The sequence below is a fragment of the Sphingobacteriales bacterium genome, from assembly GCA_016700115.1.
In the GTDB taxonomy this organism is placed as follows: domain Bacteria; phylum Bacteroidota; class Bacteroidia; order Chitinophagales; family UBA2359; genus UBA2359.
In genome coordinates this window covers 411379-432836 of the sequence record CP064999.1, presented here as the reverse complement: position 1 = coordinate 432836, position 21458 = coordinate 411379, and the positions used below count along the sequence as shown (strand labels likewise).

Sequence of the window (21458 nt, the reverse complement as noted above, 5' to 3'; positions counted from 1 at the left end):
TAAGTTATATTTCTTCAATAATCTCAACTAATATTTCAGCCACAAATTTGCAACTAAGATTTACATCCTAATTTTTATGAAACATTTTTTATACTTCTTCTTGGTTTTAGCTGCCATAATTCCGTTAAAAGCTCAAGTGGTTATTAACGAATTTTCGGCTGCAAATCTCAGTAGTTATACCGACAACTTTGGCGAATACGAAGACTGGATAGAGCTGTATAATGCAGGCGCTTCCATGGTCAATCTCGATGGGTACTACCTGAGCGACAAATTTGACAACCCTACCAAATGGCAACTTCCGTCGGTTAATATTGCAGCCAATGGGTATTTGGTGGTTTTTGCCTCTAAACGCGACATCACGGTCGGTCCAACCCTGCATACCAATTTCAATATTACTCAAACTGCAGTTGACGAAACCATCGTTCTGGCAGACCCATCAGGAACTATCATTGATTTTTACCAAATCCTGACTCCCAACAAACAAGGACATTCTACCGGCCGCATCACCAACGGAGCCTCTACCTGGGGGGTATTTACTGCCCCAACGCCAAATGCAGCCAACAACAATTCTAAGAAAGGGTATGCCCCAACTCCCGACATATCCCCCTCATCAGGGGCTTATGCGTCCACAGTTTCTGTTACAATTTCTTCCATCAACCCGGCAGATGCCATTTATTACACAACCAATGGCTCAGTGCCCACGGCAGCATCTACCTTATATTCCGGACCAATTTCGGTTTCATCTACAACGGTAATCAGAGCCATCGCCATCAGTTCCGACCCCGATATTTTGTCGAGCCTGTATGAAACAAATACTTATCTGATTGATGAAAACCACACCATCCCCATATTGTCAATTGCCGGAGCCGAAGTAGCAACACTGCTCGATGGAAGTTGGGGAGCAGAACCTATTGGCTCTTTTGAGCTGTTTAATGCTTCCGGACAATTGATTGACGAGGCAGAAGGTCAGTTTAACAAACACGGTAATGACTCCTGGGCCTATGACCAAAGGGGGTTTGACTATATCACCCGCGACCAATTGGGATATGATGACGAAATCAGCGGTCAAATCTTCGCAATTTCTCCCCGCGACCAGTTTCAACGCCTTATTCTCAAACCGGCAGCCAATGATAACTATCCCGCCTCTAACGGAGGCGCACATATCCGCGATGCCTATGTACATGAACTTTCACAAAGGGCTAACCTTGACCTGGACGAGCGCTCCTATGAACCTTGTGTGCTTTATCTGAATGGAGAATACTGGGGCGTTTATGAAATCAGAGAAAAAGTGGACGATAACGACTTTACGAGTTATTACTATGACCAGGGCAAAGAATGGATAGATTTTATTAAAACATGGGGAGCAACCTGGGAAGAATACGGAAGCTGGGATGATTGGTACTTATTGCACGATTACATCATGACCAACGACATGTCGGTTCCCGCAAACTATACTTATGTAACCGACAGGCTCAACGTTCTAAGCCTTATAGATTACATGCTGATCAATGTCCACGTTGTTTGCGCAGACTGGTTGGTTTGGAATACTGCCTGGTGGCGAGGACGAAAGGACGAAGGAGTGAAATGGAGGTATGCACTTTGGGATATGGATGCCTCTTTTGGTCATTATATCAACTATACGGGTATGCCCAACACAGGGCCGGACGCTCCCCCCTGTGATTATGAAGTCCCACAGGTCAGCGACCCTGAACAACATACCGATATGGTCATGCGCCTGATGGAAAACCCCGATTTTTTTGCACTTTACATAAACAGGTACGCCGAACTGAACAATACCTATTTTTCCTGCGATTTTATGCTCGATCTGTTGGACGAGCTACTTGCAAGAATTGAACCTGAAATGCCCCGTCAAATTGCCCGTTGGGGTGGAACCATGACCGGATGGCAAAACAATGTGGATGACTTGAGGGACTTCATCCTCTCCCGTTGTGCCGAAATTGACCAGGGAATCGTGGATTGTTATGATGTGGTTGGGCCGTTTGAAATTACAGTCATGGTCGAACCTGCCAATGCCGGTACGGTTAATCTTAATTTAATGACCCTGACCGACTTTCCTTGGGTAGGCAGCTTCTTCGGCGATGTACAGATAGATTTGCAGGCCAATCCCAACACTGGCTATGAGTTTGCTTATTGGGAAATCAACAACAACATCATTTTCCCGGACATCAATGATCCTAATATCTGGTTAAACCTGACTGCAAACGATACAATCACTGCCCATTTCTTTGTTCCTACTCCTACCTATAACATCACTTTAGTTGTAGAGCCTCCACTGACGGGTAGCATCAGCACCGGGGGTTTTACATTCCCATCATATCCCGTCAATCTCTTTTTGGAAGAAGGAACAGTCTTGGATTTATCTGCATTAGCCGCTGCCGGATTTCAGTTCAGTAACTGGGGTGCCAATAGCAGCACAATACTACCCGACCTCAATACAGCCGATGTCAGTTTTACTGTATTGAGCAATGATACTATTACAGCCTATTTTGAGGTTGTCATACCCACCTATTCCGTTACCGTAGCGGCTGACCCTGCCAATGGAGGCAACGTAGATCTGAACGGCACAACTATCAACCCGCTGCCCTATACTGACACGTTCGACGAAGGAACAATCATTACGCTATCTGCCTCTCCGCTCGAAGGGTTTACCTTCAGCCATTGGGAAACAAGCGGCACTATTCCACTGACCGATCCTCAACAAGTTACCCAAACAGTAACTGTTACCGGAAACGAAACTTTTACTGCCTATTTTATTCCAATCGTGTTCGAGATAACCATTACCAACAATAACCCCGATGCAGGCAGCATCACTATTGACGGGGTACCTGTAAGCAGTTGGCCTTATATTATCACAGTTGGCTATGGACAAATCATAGATTTGGCTGCTCTGGCTTCACAAGGCTTTGAGTTCAGCAACTGGACTGTCAATGGAAGCCCCGTAACAACTTTAGACCTGACGGTAACAGCTATGGGTGATTATTCCATTGCCGTCAACTTTAGTGAAATTGTTGTGCCCCCACCGCCACCGCCTCCTGTAGTAAACTGTGAGCCTGCCGTACCAAACGCTTTCAGCCCCAATAACGACGGGGTGAATGATGAGTTTATCATGCGCTTGAACCCTGTCTGTCAAATCAGCAATTTTAATATGCTGGTTTACGACCGTTGGGGCAATGTAGTATTCGAAATCTCCGACCCGGTACAAGGCTGGAATGGATGGAACAAAGGCACTTCAATGCCAATGGGAACTTATGTTTGGTGGATTCAGTACGACTTGAAAGGACAGGATGACAGTCTCACTCCAAAATCTTACAAAGGCAATGTAACACTTATCAGATAGGAGTTTATCTTTAAGAAAGACAAAAGGGCGGCTGTATCCAAAGTACAACCGCCCTTTTTTTGTGGCAATTAATTTATACCAACTATGGTTTAATTTTGAATCATCAATGAATGGCAATCGTCTATTAATTCTCCTCCTTTCCCCATTTGGGGGGCAGAGGGGTGTCAGGTTAGGGGTGGGCTCTTTTAGATAGTGAAGTGCAATTAGCTTCCGGTTCGTTATGAAATCTTTCGTAAACTACATGCAGCAGGACTTGGCGCATAATATACGCCTGTAAGCTCTAAAATCAGGGTGTTACTGCTTCCATTCAAAGGAATTGATGAGATGTTGCAAGTCTTGGTTAAAAAAGGCAGTAACCGGTGCGATAGAATCCTGATTGGGAGTTGCTTTTACATAAAAAGAGGCCCAAAGAAAATGCCGGATGCTGTCTGTTACAAAAAACTGCATAGATGAAGCCGCATCTCCCCCTACATTATAAAACACACCGGAAACATTTTTTGGAGTGATAAACAAACTGTCTTCAATAAAATCAGCTTTGACAACGTGCTTGGCATTCATCGTATAGGCATCGTTAATGAGTTTGGGCAATGAGGTTTTTTTGCTGTCAATTTCTCTGTATGACAAGTATAATTCAGCTTTAAAATCGCTAAAATAAATGTTCATCCAACAGGGAGACTCGTCTTCCTGAAGCAGGCGGACACTGTCTTTTTGGATGTTGCCATAAACCGGATACTCAAAAGTAAACGGACAATCCGGAATTTCAAACTTTGTATAGCTGTGGTTTGGGAAAATGATGCGGGGATAAGCTTTGGGTTTAGGCACATAATCTTCGGAACAGGCGGTAAACCACAAAGAACCTAAGGCAAGGCATATTATGAATAAAAAATAGGGTCGGCAAACAGAAAAAGGAGTTTTCATGGCTATTAATGAATGGCGGCAAATATTTTATTGTTTTACAACGGATAAATAACGGGTTCTATTGGATTCAGGCATAAAAACACCTTTAAACCTTTCTTAAAGGTAAGACCAAAGAAAAAAATATCCTGATATCAATAAGAAAAACGTGGTGTTGGCAACAGTGCACTAATCTTGCTTAACAAAATCTATTTGTACTTTTTCAATATTGGTATCATCTATTTCTAATACGGTAAATTTAAAGTTGCGGTAAGACAGAGTGTCGTCCTTTTTTAAAAATTTCCCTGAAATTTCGAACAACATACCGGCCAAAGAATTTGCCTCGCCCTTCACCTCAGTAAAGGTATCCCGGTCCAATTTCAATGCTTTGCACAAATCAAGCAGTAAAATATGTCCGTCAACACGGTAAGAGTTTGGAGGGATAAACTCAATATCAATTTCTTCTTCATCCTGATCAAATTCGTCCTTGATATCTCCTACTATTTCTTCGAGAATATCTTCCAAAGTAATTAATCCCGAAGTGCCGCCATATTCGTCAACTACAATAGCCAAATGGGTATGTTCCAACTGCATTTCCTTCAGTAGTTCATAAATGCGCTTGTTTTCGGGAACAAAAAAGGGTTCTTTTAACAAGGTTTTCCAGTCAAAATCATCATCTTCTTCAAGATATTCGAGCAGATCTTTAGCATACAAAATGCCGGTGATATGGTCCATATCATCCGCATATACAGGAATCCTTGAATATCCTTCACGGATAGTCAACTCCCTTACCTGAGTAAAAGGGGTAGCCTGATCAATGGCAAACACATCAACCCTCGGGCGTTTAATTTGCTTTACCATTGTATTTCTGAGAGCTACAATGCGTTTCAACATATCCATATCCTTCAGCTCGGGTTCCCCTTCGTTACCGGCTTGAGCAACAATATCTATAGCCTGATGGATTTCTTCCTGACCTATAAAATTTTTTCGCAAATGTTCTGCGCGTTTTTCGAGCGCTTCGGTAGAGAAGGCTAACAATCGGCTAAAAGGGTGAAGCAGATAATAGGCAATTGAAAGTGGGAGAGATGTGAAAATTGCCAACCTGAGATTGTTAAAATTAGCGTAGATTTTGGGTGTCAGTTCGCCCAATAAAACCAAAACAAAGGTTACCAATACCGTATTCACGATAAACCCGACGAGGCGTTGGTCTTCGGGAATATAAAAAACAGTTCCGATGATATAGTTTGATATCAGTACAATGGAAATATTGACTAAATTATTGGCAATCAGGATTGTTGCCAACAGATAATTAGGGTAATGAATCAGGTGTAAAATTCTTTTGCCGGCAGGGGTTTCCTGTTTACGTAAAAAATTCAACTGTTTTTCAGTCAATGAGAAAAAAGCAATTTCAGAACCGGACATGATGCCGGAAAGAAAAATTAAGCCTATGACAACGCTCAGTGCAAAAGCGATTGCCAGGAAGTTAATATCTGAATTGAGTACGGGAAAAGTAACCAGGAATAACCAAATGTTATGCACTACATCTGCTGCAAATTGATTAAGCAGCCATATGAGAGGAGGGGCACTATCAGCACTACTACTGTCCAAAATTCTATTTTTTAGTTAAACCATGCAATACTTGCAAAAAAAGTATTGTGCCGTTTGGATAGCAAGTGCAAAGTTAGTATAAAAATAATCGTGTTAGGTGATTTGTCTTTCGGAAATATGTGCTTTGCTGCGATAGTAGATTAAGATGGGGTATAAATATATGAATTTATACCTAAAAGCGGCTCATCAGCTATGTAAATCAAGGTTAAACGCCTGCCTTCTAATTGAATTCCGGTGAATTTAGATTAGAATGGGAGGTCGTCATTTTCATCTGTTTTAGGTGGGTCAATCTTTGTTTTCTCTGTCGTTTTATCATTTTCGTAACCTCCGCTATTGCTATAACCACTGCTGCCTGTTCCACTTGCTTTACTGGAATAACCTCCTTCGCCGGCACTTCCCAACATTTGGAAATTGGTGGCTTCAATTTCGGTTATATAGCGCTTCTTTCCATCCTCTTCCCAGGAACGGGTTTTAATTTTACCTTCAATAAATACTTGTTTCCCTTTATGAAGATAGGTTTCTGCAATTTCTGCCAACTTGTTCCAACAAACAATATTGTGCCATTCAGTCGCTTCGACAACCTGTCCTTCTTTGTTTTTATATTTTTCAGAAGTGGCTAAACTAAAGGATACTTTTTTTACACCGCTTTCAAAGGTATTTACTTCAGGGTCTTTACCCAAATTTCCGATCAACATTACTTTATTCAGACTCATGGTTATGTGTTTAGAAGTTAGAAGATTAAAAAACAAGAATTTAGACAAAAATAAGGAGAAAATTGATATATCATCTTTCCAGTGCTAAATAATTTGGACAACAGTTAATTTTTTTGAAAATGGGTTGCCTGTCTCTCAGTTTGAAGACTTTAGCCGGTCGTATCAAACATTTGACTTTGAGCAAAAGACAACAATGATGACTCACTAAAATTAGGCGACATAATTTGCAACCCGAATGGCAGCCCATTGGAGTGTGTAAAGAGGGGAATAGAGATAGCCGGCACACCTGCAAGGTTGGCTAACACAGTATAAATATCGCTCAAATACATAGAAACTGGGTCTTGATAGGATTTTTCACCCAAATTAAAGGCCGTAGTTGGAGTAGTCGGCATCACTAAAAAATCATGCTGTTCAAAAACTTTGTTGACTGAGTTTTGCAATAGTCTGCGCACACGTTGAGCTTTGGTATAATATGCATCAAAATAGCCCGAACTGAGGACATAAGTTCCTAATATTATACGCCGTTTTACTTCCTTGCCAAAAGCTGTTGACCTGCTTTTGACATAAACTTCCTCCAACGTAGTTGCCTCAGGGCTTCGGTAGCCATATCGCACCCCGTCATAGCGCGACAAGTTCGAGGAGGCTTCGGCGGTGGTTAAGATGTAATATGTAGGAACCACATATTCTAAATAGGGAAAGTTGACGCGATTAACTGTATGCCCTTGCCGGGTAAGCATTTGCAATTGAGCTTCTGTTTGCTGCTTTACTTCAGGGTCAATTCCCGGATGTGTAAGTGTTTCTTCAAAATAAGCTATCCGGGCAGGCGGAGAGTTTTCTAAAAGCCTGCTGAAAGTGGGTACAGGTTTTAAAGAAGCAGTCGGGTCAAACTGATCTTTGCCTGATATGATTTCCAAAATCAGGGCTGCATCTGATATATTGGTCGTAAGTGTACCGATTTGGTCGAACGAAGATGCATAGGCAATTAAACCATGTCTTGAAATTCTACCGTAGGTGGGTTTCATTCCTACAACATTGCAAAATGAAGCGGGCTGTCTGACTGAGCCGCCCGTATCGCTGCCTAAAGCCGCCATACACAATCCCGCTTGCACTGCCACAGCAGAACCTCCCGATGAACCTCCCGGCACTTTAGTTGGGTCGGCTGCGTTTAACACAGCACCATAGGCTGAATTTTCGTTAGTGGAACCCATCGCAAACTCATCACAATTTAATCTGCCAATAATGATGGCTTCTTCCTGCAATAACCGATCAACAACAGTTGCAGAATATAGGGACACAAATCCTTCTAAAATTCTGGAAGCAGCAGATACCGGATGCCCTTTATAACAAAATACATCTTTTAATCCAATTACCAACCCATGTAACCTTCCTGTTGGCAAGCCTTTTGCTCGATTTAAGTCCAATTCTCTGGCTTTTTGCAAGGCTTCAGTCGAAAAAACTTCTAAAAAGGCATTGAGATGCTTTTTTTGTTCAATTTGGGTCAGGTAGTATTGAACGGTCTTTTCACAGGTAGTTTCTCCTCGTTCTATTTGTTGGGAATAATCTTGGTAATTGCTATATTTCACTTCGTTATCAGATATTTTTGGGCAAAGATAGCTGTTTTTGTGCCGAAACCTAAAACCCGATTTCAACCCATTACAGCAAATCTATTTAGCATTTTACCGTAAAAATCAAAGTAATAATAGAGGTTTCCGGTTCAGTATTAAAATTGAGTAAATAGAATTGTCGTTAATTGCAATATTGAAAATCAATTTTTTCTTTGGCAAATTATCTCTGTATAAAGAAAAAAGGTAGGTTTGATGCTTAAAATATCCAACCATGCGTCTTCCTTCTCTTTCTCATGTTTTCACACAACTCAGCAGTGTTTTGTTGCGTTTTCCGATATTGTCTTTAGTAACCGTAACGGGAACTTTAGTTTTAATTTACAGTATTGAACATGATTTGCGTTTAGAGCAACACCGTTTGCTCAATTTAATCATCACTTGTGCTTTAGGCATTCCCTTATTGCTGGCTTTTGCCTTGCGCGGCGAACAATTTGGACGTTCAACAGACGAACAACCGAATGCAAGTGCGGGAATAATAGCCCAATTAATTGGACTGGCTTGTCTTTCAGCCTATTTCTTTTTCCTGCCTTCAATTTGGGATTATGCCCCTGAATACTATATCATTCAATATGCTTTGTTGAGTTTAGCTGCACACTTTGCTGTATCAGTTGCACCTTTTAAACCTACCGGGGTTCAATCTTCTTTTTGGACCTATAACCAAATTCTCTTTATCAATATCCTGACAGCCGCTTTGTATAGCCTGGTATTATTTCTCGGGCTGACAATTGCTCTGGTTTCCATCGAAAACTTGTTTAATGTTCACGTCAATTCCAAGTTATATGTTCAGATATTTGTCTTTATAGCCGGAATTTTCAACACCTTTTTTTTCCTTTCCGGTGTACCGGATCAGGCAAATAAAGATAATACCGAAGAACCTTACCCCAAAGGCCTGAAAATATTTACCCAATATGTGCTTATCCCGTTAGTTACTCTCTACCTGATAATTTTATACAGTTATGCAGCAAAAATTGTCGTGGAGGCCAGCCTTCCAAAAGGATGGGTCTCATACCTTATAATGGGTTATTCAACATTGGGAATATTTGCCCTGCTGCTCGTACACCCGATTAAAGACCGGGAAGAAAACTCATGGATCAACACTTTTTCAAAATGGTTTTACCTCGCATTAGTTCCGTTGTTGGTGCTGTTGTATGTGGCGGCACTGAGACGGGTCGTTGATTATGGCATTACAGAACCAAGATACTTGCTGTTGTTGTTAGCGGTGTGGTTGACCGGAACAACAATATATTTTATTTTTTCGACCAAAAAGAATATTAAAATGCTCCCACTCAGCCTTTGTTTGCTGGGTTTGTTCAGTGCTTTTGGTCCATGGGGAGCATCGGGAGTTTCCAAATATAGTCAGCAACAGCGAATTTGGAATGTATTACAGGCAAATGGGGTATTGAATGAACAAGGCAAAGCCGGCAAATTTACCAAAGCACCATCTAAAGAAGATGCCGAAACCCTTTCCTCTTGTTTTGATTACCTGAACAGGGTTCATGGTGTTTCAGCGATACAGCCTTTTTTCAATGAAGACATCAAAGCCCTGATGATAAACGACTCTCTCCACACCATTCATCCACCAACACTTGCTTTTAAGTGGTTAGGGTTAGATACCCTGAATTATATTCCCGACTACGTAGAAAACTACTCTTTTTATGTTCAGGACCCCGAAGCTGTTTTAGTTACTGGATACGATATGTTGCTGAGCAATATTATGGTAGATATGTATAACCGCAATATTGATAACAATCAGAAAGTAACCGTCAAAGAGTTTACCTTTCAGCAAAAAAAATATTCTATCTCTCAAAACCCGCAAAGCGGAAATATTTATCTGCAGGAAGGTGCTGATGTTCTGTGGCAGGCGAATATTGACAGTATGGCGTTAGAAATGGCCAACAAACATGGTCAGTATCCGCCAACGCTTGCACAAAATGAGTTGATTTTTCAAAGTACTACTCCACAAAAGGTAAAGTTACAGATGCTCCTAACTAACCTAAGTGCCAACAAATCGCCCGAGGGCAAAATGCTGACTACCTATTTTTCGGGTTCTGTTTTAATTGATTTCCCTTAACTTATTTATCCCGGTATCGTTAACTTTTTGTCAGATTATGCCGTTTTGATACTGTTAGACGGCATTTTATAATGATGCCTTTTTATGTTCAATTCTTGTATCTTTGCCTCTCATTTTTAATGAATAAACAAAAAACGTTTTGGAAGGCAATTTTCTGATATTATTTCAGTTTACGACCATCTATTGCTTTTCCACTATTGTATGCCCATTATGACTTCAGAGTTTCAAACTGATGCCACGTTAAAAAACACCATTCTTGTACTCAAAGACTATTTTTTGGAGTACTTACGCAAATGGTATGTATATCTTATTATTGGAAGTTTGTTTGTAGGATATGCTTATATTAATGCCAAGAGAAAAGCTAAAACCTATACTGCTACTATCACTTTTATGACAACAGATGATGCACCTACCCGGTTTTCCGGCATTCTGCAACTGGCGGGGCAGTTGGGCATCAATACCGGTTCGAGAGGGGAAGTAAAATCAGAAAAAATACTGGAATTAGTGTCTTCCAAAAACATCGTTTACACCACGCTATTAAAAAAAATAGAAATAAACGGCAAAACCGATTTATTGTTTAACCATTATATCGAGCAATTCAAAACGCTTGATGAACTTACTTTAACAGATACCAGTCTATTCAACTTTACATTTACTTCCACAGATCTGAACAACTTCAATTTTAAAGAGAACAAAGTTGCAAGTTACATTTACAAAGAAATTTTCGACTTTTACCTTTCCACCTCTATCAGTGAGAATGGAATTATGAAAGCAGAATGTATCACTAAATCGGAACCTTTTTCCAAAGAATTTACCGCCGAACTGATAAAAACGCTTAGCGATTATTATATCAGAAAAACCATAGAGCAGGAATCACAGGCATATCGTCTGATTGACAAAAGAGTAGACTCTCTATATCGGTTGCTACTCGGAAAGGAAAATGCACTTGCTGATTGGATAGACAGCCACAGAAATGCCATAAGAGCCGGGACATTACCCGCCTCTGTATTGATGCAACAACAACGACTCGAAAGTGAAGCAGAAGTCTTGAGTGTGATGTACATGGAAGCTGCTAAAAACCGTGAAATTGCCAAAATGAACCTTGTTGCTGGTACTCCTATTATTCAGATCATTGATTTTCCGACTTATCCACTTCCCGAAAAAAGGCATGGTGCTTTGATACCGGCAATTCTGGCATTATTTACAGCAGGCGTTTTAGTTACTATAGCTTTAACACTCAATAAGCTGATAAGAGATGCTTTTTCTACTTAATCTTTTTGCCCGCCGATTTCTTAACTTAAACAAATTGACTTAAATCATTGTATTACATCGGGTTAGTGCCGATATTTGAGGCGCTAATTACATTGACGATAATTAAAAAATCAAAATATGCTTATTACCGAAGACAGAACAATCAGCGATATTCAAGTTGAGTTTCACAAAAAATTTCCTTTTTTGAAGTTAGAGTTTTATGCAGCCCCACACGAAGAAGGTGGTGTATCTTCAGACAGAACACTCATTGATTCCAATAAAACGGTAGCTGAGGTCAGAACAGTTAAAAATTCCGGGGATCTTAGCATCAATGGTCACTTGAAAGTAAGTACATTGGAAAGCAATTTCAGAGAATTATACGGGCTTAATGTACAGGTTTTCAGACGCTCTCGAAAAATTTGGTTGCAAACTACTGCTACTGATGAGTGGACACTTTCCGAACAAAACAAGCTTGGAGAAGAAACCGGACAGTTCGATTAAGCCAATTTAACCGGCGAGGAGAAACGAAGTGTTTTGGGCTTAGAGTAAGTGTCAGATATAAATCTGATTTTGTTATTTTTTGAAAAATGAGAACAACTGAATTTCAATACTTATGAGGCATTTTATTGTAATTTCAGTTTTTCTGGTGGGTTATATATGTTTTCTGAATTCTTGTAAGGCCAAAGATGAGGCCATAAAGCAATCGGATTTAATTCATAGAGATAGTATGATTGCCATTTTGGTTGATATTCATTTGGCGGAGACCATGATTCAAACTATTAGACGCGATAAAGATTCTACACAAACTGCCACAATACAAGAGTATTACCAAACCATTTTTAAGCAACATCAAATTACAGAAAATCAATTTAGCGAATCTTTTAACTACTACAGCAAGGATATTGAACAGTTTGATGCAATGTATGAAGAGATGCAAACCATTTTGAGCAAAATGGAGGAGGAGACTAAAGTTGAAACCCCAAAATGAATCTGAAATACAGTAAAATACATCAGAAATAAAGACCAGAGATTGGTAAAACAATAAAAGCCGCCTGTTTCAGGGCGGCTTTTATTGTTTTGTAAACTTGGAGTGGTGTAGTTAATTTCTATTTGGTAACCTTTATATAGACAGTAGCTGTGGAACATGCACCGTTAAAATCGCAAACAGTATAAGTAAAACTGTCGGTACCGGAAAATCCATTTTTGGCAGTATATGTTACCGTTTTGGTGGTGCGTTTGATTTTGCCATAAGTAGGCAGGGTAACCTTGCTGATTTTAGGATCTAAAGTATCTTCGGGGTCAGAGTCATTTTCTAAAATTTCGATAGTAACCGGTTGAGTACCCTTGACTGAAACATTGTCATCTACGGCATTGGGGGGCTGGTTGTCTTTAGAGTCGGGAATCAAATGTAGCTTCATGTGAATAGCTTCCTGGTACTGAATTCCGCAAATGCCGTTATCTTTATAGACTGTAATTTCATAGATAACGGTACCGGTAAAATTTTTATCAGGGGTATAAGTGGCTTTGCTTTTGTCTTCAGTCAGTTCGAGGGTCCCATGATTAGGCTCAATAGTAAGTTTGATGAAATTACCCTCATATTCAAAAGTTTGAACGGTTCCTTTCGCTTCGATTTTTTCGACCATTTGGGGGAAAGACGGTTTACCAATAGGGCATTTTATCACAATCACCGTGGCTTTATCGCATTGTTTCTGTTCGTCACAGATTTGATAGACAAACCTGTCATTTTCGGGATCTGAATAATCAGGTTCATACCAGATTTTGTCTAAACCTTTGTCGTGTCGCACTTCGAGTTTTGCTTTTGCGGCTTCTAAGATGGTAATCTTGGTCTGCTTGTAGTCGAAAGAAATGTAGTCATTGACTAAAATATTGTGCAGTTGGGCATCTTTCTTGCTGACTAAGATTGTATCATCAACTGCTTTGGGGTGTAAAGCACCGGTTTGAGCAACGATAGGAGTCAAGTTTAAGATCGAATAAACGATCAATATCATGACAAGAAAATAGGGAAGTTTGTTTTTACAAATCATAGCTCTTGAGGGACGGATTAATGTGGATGAAACAGTTTTAATTCGTAAATGTAGGTTTTTTCTGTCAATCACTATCCATCTAACTCTGAAAGGTGTCTGTCTAAGTTATATAAATTGGAATTCGACCAATATTTGGAAACATCTCAAATCTTAAGGCAGAACTTTGTTCAACGGGTTATCGGCTGAAAAAGCAGCAACAGTCGCATATTGATAACCTTTTCTGATCAACTCCAGACATTTTCTTTCAGCCTCCGTATAGCTCTTATAGCAACCAACCGTATAAGTGATATTGTCTTCGTTTTGGATAACACTTAGATCACTTCTTACTGCTTCCCAATAATCCGCTTCAATTGGAATACGGTGAGTAAACACCCCCAGAAGTACGCGGTAATTCAAATCATGTATTTTGGCGATACCGTTAGTTGAATTATTTGCGGGCAAATCGGTATAAGTGCTGCGATACGAAGCAAGCAGGGTAACTTCGTTTTGTTTTTGTGCCTGAGTGGTGCTACAGTAAGCTAACAAAACCAATAATACTAATAGCGGTTTCATAGTTATCCGTTTATTTGACAAAAATAGGACAACAACTATACCAAAACAATTCAATTTTTTCAAAACACAAAAATGTGAGGTAATTTTGACAAAAAAATGACTACATTTTATTTATAAATACTGTATAGTATATTGAAAACCAATGGCTTTGTGCTTAATAAGGATAACTTGATGAATTAGTCAAGTTTAAAAAATGACAAATTTGTGATAATCAAAAGCATCAAGGTTTGGAGTAGGTGAGACAGTGATGTTTACTAAATTGTACAATGAATCAATACATCCTACACCATATACCTTTTCCACCAATATTGGAAAACCAATAGCGCCCAAACGGTATTTGCGGAATCTGCCGGGTTGGATGATTGTAATTGTTTCAGTAATTTACCGGTTGATAGTGGGTTAAATATACCTTGATGATGTAAAAAATCAGGATGAAGCAAATCATCTGCAAGTAATGAGTATAATCCGGTTCGCAACCATCGAAGTAAGGGGATCTCAAAACCCTGCTTTGGGCGGTTGTAAAGTTGGGCAGGAAGCATAGTTCTGAAAGCGTCACGGACTATTCTTTTTTTAGTGCCTCGAATAATTTTGTATTCGGCCGGTAGAGAAAATGCAAAATTGACTACTCTGTAATCCAGAAAAGGGGTCCGGACTTCCAACCCATGAGCCATGCTCATACTATCCACTTTTCGCAGCATATCTCCGGGAAGAACTAATTGCATATCGGTCAGGAGTATGCGGTTAAAATCTGCCCCTGTGTTTTGTATGATGGCATTTAACCATTGTGTCCGGCGCTGAAGATAACTTTGTTCGTCAGGCAAATTTGCCAAGAGAGACCTGGCAGCCTCCGGCGTTAAGATGCTAGCCCAAATCCAATATCGTTGTTCTTCAGACAACCCCAATCCCTTTGCGAACCGGTTGATTTGTCTGAAAAAGTTACCCAAATAGGTGTTTCTGGATTGGGGCAATTTATTGAATAGTGGTAAAAGCAAGCGGGAAATTCCGGATGCCCGGCTCCATTGTTTTGCCTGCAATTCTGCAGCATGTTTGTGATAGCCGGCAAAAAGCTCGTCTGCACCGTCGCCTGACAAGGATACTGTTACCTTCTGACGGGTATGTTTGCTCAAAATATTGACTGCCAAAGCAGAGGGGTCTGCAAACGGCTCATCCAAATAATCGAGGGTTTCGAACAAATGCTGATAGAGGTCATCGGTGGACAGCAGAAACTCAGTATGATTGGTTTGGTATTTATCTGCCACCATCCGGGCATACTTAGTTTCGTCAAACAGGGGTTCGTCTTTAAAGCCGATTGAAAAAGTATTAAGGTGTTTAGTATGCCGCGATGCTAAAGCCACTATGACCGACGAGTCGATGCCTCCGCTCAAAAATGCTCCCAATGGCACATCGGAAATCAAACGCAATTGTACTGCATCATCCATCAATGCGATCAATTGTTGTTGTGCTGCCGGATAAGGCAATGCAGGCCTGTTTTCAGGTAGAAGATAGGGTATTTTGTAATAGGCCTCCTGCCTGATTTGAGCAGTTTGCAGTTGGATAGTCATACATTCGCCCGGAGGCAAATGCTGTACTTTTTGGAATATTGAAAAAGGCTGAGGAACATAGTTTAGTTGTAAATAGGCATAAAGCGAGGCCGTATCAATTGACCGGGGAATTTTTGCGGCAAACAGGGCTTTCATTTCTGAGGCAAAAACGAAGCGGTCATGATCGGTAAAATATAACAATGGTTTTATGCCGAATCGGTCTCGGGCCAGAAACAGGGTTTTGGAAGGGAGGTGGTAAATTGCAAAAGCAAAAAAACCGTTTAGTTTTTTTAAAGCAGATATTCCCCACCGGATATAGGTATAGAGCAAAACTTCAGTATCACTATGGGTGCGAAACTCCACACCTTCGGCAGTTAATTCTGCTTTCAGAGATTGGTAGTTAAATATTTCACCGTTGAATATGATGGCATAGTTGCCACTTTGATCAAATTGGGGTTGATGTGCGGTTTCGGCGGTGTCAATGACAGAAAGGCGGGTATGTCCAAACGCCAGTTGGTCATGGATAAACACCGATTGATTGTCGGGGCCTCTGCGGCGCAGGGTTTGGGTAACTTGTTCGATTAAGGGTATATAATCCTGACCTGAGGAAGTAAATGCTGCTATACCTGCAATTCCGCACATGATTGATAGAGAAACAGGTTAGTTTTTTAATACTCTGAATGTAGCAACGCCCAATGTCGGGTGAGTTACCTGTAACAGATAAATACCGGAAGGCAACATACCTAACACGAGTTCGGCAGATTGGGTATAAGCGGTTTGAGCAGACACCAAACTGCCGTTCAGATCATATAGTTGCAGGCGGCAGCCTTCAACTCCCTGAACATGCAGCAGACTGGTTGCCGGATTGGGGTACACATTAATTTGAGTTTCGAATGGAACAGTTTCAACTCCGGTGTTAAGGGTAACGGTGATATTGTCCACTGCAATACAGCCAAAGGCATTGGTTACGGTTACTGAGTAAGATCCAAAAGAAGTTACCTCGATAGAGGAGGAGGTTTGCCCGTTGGACCACTGATAAGTGAGCCATTCCTCGCCGGTTGGTGTCAGTGTAATGGGGAACTGAGAAGGCAAGGCATATAACACTGCCGGACCAATATCTGTGATGCAATATGGGCGCATATCGGCCAAGACAAAAGCAGTATTATTAAACTCACAATCTTCGACAATTTCAAAGCTTCCGTCAATAGTAAAAACAAAAGAATTGAAGCCACTATGTTCAGGCAGGTCATTGGGCAGGTATATGGTCATTGTATCGGTATAAACCGTTGAAGGAAGCCTTTGCGACAGAACCGGCAAATAATCACCTTCAGGAACGATTCGGGTAACTACTAAATCAACCGAGTCGGATTTTACTTCTCCCAGGTTTTTCAAAATTATTCTGGTCTCAAATCCGGGCATTTGCGAATTGACCAACGGAGGATTGCTTAAAATTGGAAAGCCGTTTACGGGGTTGTAGAACGAAAATTCATCTGCCGGCAATAAATAATCGGGTTTCTTGCGGGGAACCGGACTAAGTGCAGGGTCTGCAGCAAGTGCCATAGTTTGAATGGTGAATAAGAGGTTATTGTCATCGGGAGATGCATTGAGTGTTAACTCAGCGGCTTCTTTCAGGCTCAAAGCCAGAGATTGTCCATAATTCAGGTTGTTAAAATTTGAAATAACTGCGGTAGTTAGTTCCTGCGATTCTTCAGAAATTTTGGTGTCGGTGTTTCCCATAAAGGCAGCGCTTCCGCGCAGAGGAGCAAGGGTGTAATTTTCAACCATTGTTGTAGAAGGTCCGGTTGCATAGTCAAACATGTTACCGGTTTTACCGGCATTAGCCAGCATAACCGGGTAACGCCCTTCGTTGGTATAAAATCCGGGCTGATTGATGGTCGTTAACCAATAGCCGTTGTTATTGGCATTACCTGCAAATTGCACAAATCCCACCCCATTATTGATGATTTGCCCGATTTGCGGCAAACTGATGGTTCCGAATTTATTGTTTTCAAAAAAACCCTTTACCACACCACCATAACCAACAGTGCCTTCCAATACAGCGCGATGCTGGTTCAGATAGGCGGTATTTATGTCCACTTCGCCGGTATCGCCCTGAGAAAGAAACAAGACATCTTTACGCCAGATATTTTCCTTTTCGCAAAACAGGTCAGACTGTGAATTTTCGTACTGAATAAGTTTGGTCAGATAGTCACTGACCTGATCGGGCGAGGAGGCAGGGACCCGGCTGATGGCCACCTGCGGCATGGAACTTGAGGCATTTCTGGCAGCAAGCAGGGCATCTGATGCAGGAACACCATAGGTAGGAACAAGGCAGGCATTTGCTGCTGCAGCATTGAAAGTTGTCTGGCTATAAGAAACACCTTTACCTAACAACAAAACATATTGCATTGGAACTGACCAACTATCGAGCGCATAGTTGATAAAATTCCGGATGGATAGCGGATGTTTGGAAATTCCCCAGGCAAACTGGTCATAAAGTTCGTTGATACTGACCACTTGCACGTTATGAGCGCCTCCGGCTATTGAAGCGCGGTAATCTGCATATCCGGCAACTACGTTGGTATCCCCCATAGCTAAAGAAGGGTGGGAGATGATAATGAAATTTCCCTGATTGTCAGGGCTGGAAAAATCGGTAAAGGTAACGGATGTTGCTGTGAGGGTTTGAACAATGCCGCTGTTGGTATTGGTTAAGCACAAATTGCGGCTGCTTGAAGAGGCAAGTCCAACAGGCAGCTTAAATTTTAACAACCCGCCTTCCTGAATGGCTTCTATTCGCAGGCTGTTGGTAAGGTCGTATAAAACGGGAATATCTCCGCCGTTAAAGTCAGCAATTTCGAGATATTTTGACCCATCATTTGGAAGGGCAAAGGAAAAGAAGTCCGCATTGCCGAAACTATAAGCATGGGGGTAATCTAAACGGTAAAAGGAGGCTGCATTGATATCAACCGGAGAAGTGCTGCCAACAGAGGTCAGGTTAATCTGAGGAGTGCCTGTGGTTAGGCCGGATAATGGCAATTCGAAGGCAATTACGGTACAACCAAACCCATCATAGGTTGCATTGGTTATGGGAGTTCCATTAATACCGATTACTACTTCATGGTCATTTGATAGGTCGGGATTATCTGAACGGCCTACTATTTTCAGGGTTATCTCTGCGTTTACCGGTGCCGAATCGTAAATCTGCGGAGCACTGAGATTGTAGGATTGTGTTGCTCCGGCAGCAATATTCACCCCCACAAATCCTTCACATTCATCGTAGCCTGAAAATCTCAAAGGTATGCCATTGTAATTTGAAAAGGGCATTCCTAAGTTGAATTGATTGTTGATGGTGTTTTGTGTAGTATGCCAGAACCAGGTTTCGACCGGCGGCGCATCTGTCAGATTATTTTCAACTGTTTCATAACGCAGGTTAGGAAAAGTGTTGTTCCAGGTCAGGAAATAAGTGGCTGTGTCTGAAAACAAGCTGCGAACATCCGTCAGTTGCTTGGAAGGGTCGTCAAACAAATGGGTATCTAAGCTGCCATTGTTGGGTTTGCCGACAAATTCAAGATAATCGGAAGCACTGAAATTGCCTTGAGTAGTGGTGTAAACCGGAACCTGTTGTCCGTCCCGGTACAATTGGTAGCCGCTGCCGATTGCAGGAAGTCCCAGACTTAGCAGAGTACTATGGTTTAGGCGGTACAGACCATTTGCAGCTACTTTTATTTTAGCATAGTTTTGACCATATTGTATCCATTCGTTCTGATAGGGTTGACTATGGGCTGTTTTTAAACCAAATATCAGGAGCAGGAAAATAAAAATAAATCGGGACATCAGGTTAAGATTGTAGTTTTTCATTAATAATATTCATCGCTGAATGTCAATCAAACGCAAAATTAGGACTTTTAGCCTAATGAAGCCCGATGAATTTCAGCAATGCCATCAACAGACAACAAAAGCCGGAAATTCTCAGCTTAGAAATTGAACCCTTTTATGTTGTTTAGAAGAGGAATGGCATACCTATATAGTCTGATAATTTATAAGAGAAGTTGCGCGGTCAATCATTCCTGCCGAGGCAAAATACTTTAACCGCCCGATAGTAAAGGTTTTGCGGTAAAAAAAGGCATTGTCTTTCCATTCTCCCTGCTCGTTGATGCAACCCGGTGTTTGTTTATGCAGGGATTGAAAAACTTCAAAATGCTGACAAATCAATTGATGACGGCGGTTAAAGCTCCATTTAACGCCCAACATGAAGCCTTCTTCATGTAAATGGCTCAAAATTTTTGATGAAAAGCGAAGCGTTAATATATGCGCCGATGGGTCAATGCTCTTTTTCCATTCTTTTGTTTCAAACAACATCCGCAAAGTTTGAGAGTTGCTGTTTTCGATAAAGTCCAATTTTTGGGGCAATAACTGTTGTTTCCCATATCGCTGCTGACGTGCAAAATGACTGTATTGTGTTAAGGTGGTGTTTTTTTCCAACTCATAGTAATAATAAGAATCTGTATAGCGAAGTCGGCTGTTTTTGGTAGTATTGATTAGAAAATGGTCTATATCGGTCCATAAATCTTTACCTAACAAATATGCGCCGAACACCGAAACTACCGACTCGACAGAAAAAAGGTCGTCCGGTTTTAAGCCTGCAAAAATGATAGCGATAGCACCCCCTAAGATCAATCCGAAAGTTTTATTCATTTTTTCTGAAATCGGGCGGTAAGCCGAACGATGCCGGTTGGCAATATCTTGTATATATTCTTCAAACGGTGTGAAATGATAGCGCTTTGAAGCTATTTTTCGGCTATAGGGATATAATACCAAATGACATTCCAACTGGTCATAATGTTGTTTTACCAAATCCAGGCAGTTCAGATCCACTTCAAAGATTTCGGGCTCCTGAAGATTCTGACGAAGGGTGAGCAATGAGTCAGGCAGGTTTTCCGGATTGAACATGCGGGAGGTTTGGTTTTAATACGGTAAAAACAAGGGTAACAAGGTATGCAGGCAAAGTTTTAATGGCGCATATCCGGTCAAATATCCGTCAAATTGTTGAGTATTAAATTTCGGGAACAGGGAATTTATAATTTACCCATCAGTTCATCTACCAAAGCAGGCACCCCAACCGTAGCGGGTTGTTCTATTTTATTCAAGCCTGATATGTTAACAGAATAGGGGATGTTGGGATCAATAATATAGATGGGAATATGGTTTGGCGCAAAATGGATGAGCGAAGCGGCAGGATATACCTGCATGGAAGTACCGATTATAATAAACAGGTCGGCATCGGAAGTAATAAGTTGTGCTATTTCAATATTAGGCACCATCTCACCAAACCAAACAATATTTGGTCGGAGTTGAGTGCCCATCGGACAAAGATCGCCCATCTTTATCGGCTTATCCCCGATATCTACCACATAATCGGAATTGCCGCTGCTTTTAGCTTCACTTAATTTTCCGTGCAAATGGATGATATGCGTAGATCCGCCACGTTCATGTAAATCGTCCACATTTTGGGTAATCACGGTTACTTTAAACTTTTCTTCCAACCGGGCTAAAGCATAATGTGCCGCATTGGCGTTAACCATTGCCGCAGCTTTTCTTCTCAGGTTGTAAAACTCAAGGACTAATTCAGGGTTGTGATTCCAACCCCAAATACTGGCTACATCTTCAATTTTGTGGTTTTCCCAAAGTCCATCTGTTCCTCTGAATGTAGAAATTCCACTTTCTGCGCTGATTCCTGCTCCAGTTAAAATAACGATATGTTGCTTTTCCATGCGTATTTTTGCTTTATCGGCCTAATTAACGA

At 41.1% G+C, this 21458-nt stretch carries 15 protein-coding genes; 5 read left to right on the top strand and 10 right to left on the bottom strand.

The genetic code is table 11. The features are described 5' to 3' along the window. The first annotated feature begins 76 nt into the window (after positions 1-76). Positions 77-3358, top strand: coding sequence for a CotH kinase family protein (locus IPM47_01605; protein QQS29674.1), 3282 nt, complete (start codon positions 77-79; stop codon positions 3356-3358). Positions 3359-3652: 294 nt separating this feature from the next. On the opposite strand, the gene IPM47_01600 is transcribed toward IPM47_01605, so the two are convergent. The 4 genes from IPM47_01600 to gatA form a co-directional block, all read right to left on the bottom strand. Beyond that, entirely contained in the window at positions 3653-4234 is a 582-nt protein-coding gene (locus tag IPM47_01600; GenBank protein ID QQS31362.1) for a hypothetical protein, read from the bottom strand. A 207-nt stretch (positions 4235-4441) separates the two neighbouring features. Continuing rightward, a complete protein-coding gene (gldE, locus tag IPM47_01595) occupies positions 4442-5860 on the bottom strand; it encodes a gliding motility-associated protein GldE (protein QQS29673.1) in 1419 nt (472 codons plus the stop codon). Between the two features lie 245 nt (positions 5861-6105). After that, complete coding sequence (gene ssb / locus IPM47_01590; protein ID QQS29672.1) at positions 6106-6573, bottom strand: single-stranded DNA-binding protein; 468 nt, start codon at positions 6571-6573, stop codon at positions 6106-6108. A gap of 149 nt (positions 6574-6722) precedes the next feature. Further along, positions 6723-8156 (bottom strand): Asp-tRNA(Asn)/Glu-tRNA(Gln) amidotransferase subunit GatA, encoded by a 1434-nt coding sequence (gene gatA, locus IPM47_01585; GenBank protein ID QQS29671.1) that lies wholly within the window; start codon positions 8154-8156, stop codon positions 6723-6725. Positions 8157-8409: 253 nt separating this feature from the next. Between gatA and IPM47_01580 the strand changes: the two genes are divergently transcribed. From IPM47_01580 to IPM47_01565, 4 genes are all read left to right on the top strand, one after another. After that, a complete protein-coding gene (locus IPM47_01580) occupies positions 8410-10266 on the top strand; it encodes a DUF4153 domain-containing protein (GenBank protein QQS29670.1) in 1857 nt (618 codons plus the stop codon). 210 nt (positions 10267-10476) lie between these two features. After that, positions 10477-11538 (top strand): hypothetical protein, encoded by a 1062-nt coding sequence (locus IPM47_01575; GenBank protein QQS29669.1) that lies wholly within the window; start codon positions 10477-10479, stop codon positions 11536-11538. Positions 11539-11655: 117 nt separating this feature from the next. Continuing rightward, entirely contained in the window at positions 11656-12018 is a 363-nt protein-coding gene (locus IPM47_01570) for a hypothetical protein (protein ID QQS29668.1), read from the top strand. 112 nt (positions 12019-12130) lie between these two features. Beyond that, positions 12131-12505 carry a DUF4296 domain-containing protein gene (locus tag IPM47_01565; GenBank protein ID QQS29667.1) on the top strand — a complete coding sequence of 125 codons (375 nt, stop codon included), beginning with the start codon at positions 12131-12133 and terminating at the stop codon, positions 12503-12505. Between the two features lie 118 nt (positions 12506-12623). Here the strand turns inward: IPM47_01565 and IPM47_01560 are convergent, their stop codons facing one another. The 6 genes from IPM47_01560 to IPM47_01535 all read right to left on the bottom strand — a co-directional run bounded on the left by IPM47_01560 (position 12624) and on the right by IPM47_01535 (position 21426). Next, positions 12624-13496: a cadherin-like domain-containing protein gene (locus IPM47_01560; protein ID QQS29666.1), complete on the bottom strand. Its 873-nt coding sequence runs from the start codon at positions 13494-13496 to the stop codon at positions 12624-12626. A 216-nt stretch (positions 13497-13712) separates the two neighbouring features. Further along, on the bottom strand, positions 13713-14114 hold the full coding sequence (locus IPM47_01555) for a hypothetical protein (GenBank protein ID QQS29665.1): 402 nt from the start codon (positions 14112-14114) through the stop codon (positions 13713-13715). Positions 14115-14395: 281 nt separating this feature from the next. Beyond that, on the bottom strand, positions 14396-16297 hold the full coding sequence (gene asnB, locus IPM47_01550) for an asparagine synthase (glutamine-hydrolyzing) (GenBank protein QQS29664.1): 1902 nt from the start codon (positions 16295-16297) through the stop codon (positions 14396-14398). Between the two features lie 18 nt (positions 16298-16315). Further along, positions 16316-19489 (bottom strand): T9SS type A sorting domain-containing protein, encoded by a 3174-nt coding sequence (locus IPM47_01545; protein ID QQS29663.1) that lies wholly within the window; start codon positions 19487-19489, stop codon positions 16316-16318. A 186-nt stretch (positions 19490-19675) separates the two neighbouring features. Continuing rightward, positions 19676-20605, bottom strand: coding sequence for a hypothetical protein (locus IPM47_01540; GenBank protein QQS29662.1), 930 nt, complete (start codon positions 20603-20605; stop codon positions 19676-19678). A gap of 125 nt (positions 20606-20730) precedes the next feature. Continuing rightward, the gene (locus IPM47_01535) at positions 20731-21426 is read right to left on the bottom strand and encodes an NAD-dependent deacylase (protein ID QQS29661.1); all 696 of its coding nucleotides are present in this window, start codon (positions 21424-21426) and stop codon (positions 20731-20733) included. Positions 21427-21458 lie beyond the last annotated feature (32 nt).